The sequence below is a fragment of the Brevibacillus sp. NL20B1 genome, assembly GCF_018195675.1.
In the GTDB taxonomy this organism is placed as follows: domain Bacteria; phylum Bacillota; class Bacilli; order Brevibacillales; family Brevibacillaceae; genus Brevibacillus; species Brevibacillus aydinogluensis.
This window is the reverse complement of the sequence record NZ_JAGTPT010000053.1, coordinates 1-1,778: the sequence shown is the minus strand read 5'-3', so window position 1 is coordinate 1,778 and position 1,778 is coordinate 1. Positions and strand designations below refer to the sequence as shown.

Sequence of the window (1,778 nt, the reverse complement as noted above, 5' to 3'; positions counted from 1 at the left end):
GATGGGTCTTACTCCCTCAAAGTATCGAGAACGAGCACCACGCAGTCCGCGAGTGAATATAAGCAGACCGTGATCGTAGGGCAAACTTCGAGTGATACGCCGCTTCGTCTGACACTCACCGGTCTTTCCAAAGCGCAGGATGTCAAAGCCAATGGAACCGTGAGCCCAAGCGATTATTCGATTACCGCGAAAGCGTATTTTGTCGACGGAACGACCCAAACGTATACGGCAGATTTTCCGATCGGCACGCAAGAGTGGAACCGTGCCGCCGTTTCGATTCAGCCTTCCAAGCCAATGGATAAAATCGACCTATCCGCTGTCTTCCGCGGCAATTACACCGGAACGGTCTGGTTTGACGCCATTCGCTTAATGGAAGGAAACGTTGTCACGAAAAACAAGTATGACGCCAAAGGCAACTATGTGGAGGAAGAAACAGATGAAGCCGGGTATGTCACGAAAAAGAGCTATGATGCGGTAGGAAATCTGTTAAGTGAATATGATGAGAAGGGACATCAAAAACAGTACAAGTATGACCCATCCAATCGTTTAAAACAACTCCTATTGGCGAACGGAACGTCTGTCCACTATGATTATGACTTGAACGGCAATATGACTTCGAAAGTCATTCAAACGAGCAGCGGTCCGTCACAAGGATTTACCTATTCGTATGATAAGACGGGAAAACTCCTGAAAACGGTTGGTCCATTAAATGACGTAACAACCAATGAGTATGATGCCAACGGCAATAAAATCAAAACCGTCTTGCCGAAAGGAAATACGATTCAATGGACGTACGACGGAACGGAACGAGTCAAAACCATTTCCTACAACAACGTCCCGTATTACGAATTTAGTTATGATAAAAATGGGAATGAACTTTCGGTTCAATACTTAAAAGACGGCACGACGAAGACTAGAAAGTTTGATGAGAAGAACCGTGTGACAGAGCAATCCGACCGCGGCGGAGTCCAAAAATGGACGTATCCGACCACCTCGGATAAATTGCAACAGTTCCTGTTCTCGCACGGATCATTTAGCCAAACCGTCACCTACCAATACAACGCGTTGGATCAAAATACGGTTGTTCAAGATGGAACGTATACGTACCGTTTGGATTATGACGAAAGAGGCCATGTTCGCACGTTTACCACCGGAAATGAAGCGGGTGCCACCTTTACGTATGACGACCGCGGCTTGGTGAACAGTCTGGTGGTGGGAACGGCGAACGGAACCGAGTTATTGGCGGAAACGTACCGTTACGACGAAAACGGCAACCGAACCCGCATCGAAACGTCGAACGGGGACGTCACGGTGTACAGCTATGATGAGTTCGATCAGTTGAAGACCGAACAACGTCCAGATGGAACGACGATCGAGTATACGTACGATGGATTCGGGAACCGGACGAAAGTCGTGAAAACGAAAGACGGATCATCGACGACGACGACGGCCGATTATAATGCGGCGAATCAATTGGTTCGTTTCGGTGATGAAATGATCATGTATGACGCGAACGGCAACCGGGTCGAAGACGGTGAGTACCAATATGAATGGAACGAAGCCGATCAATTGGTTTCCGTTACAAGAAAAGGCGAAAGCACGCCGTTTGTGACCTACCAATATGATGAAGACGGCCGCCGCATTCAAAAGACCGTCAATGGCGTGGTGACGAACTACCACTACCAAGGCGACAGCCTCAACGTTCTCTACGAAACCGACACAAGCGGAACTGTGGTACAATCATATGTATACGGAGAAAACGGCCAGCTGTTGGCGAT

Annotated in this window: 1 pseudogene; it reads left to right on the top strand. The window is 48.1% G+C overall.

From position 1 onward, the window contains the following. Positions 1 to 1,778, top strand: a pseudogene (locus KDN35_RS19695) (Wall-associated protein); the annotation flags it as partial.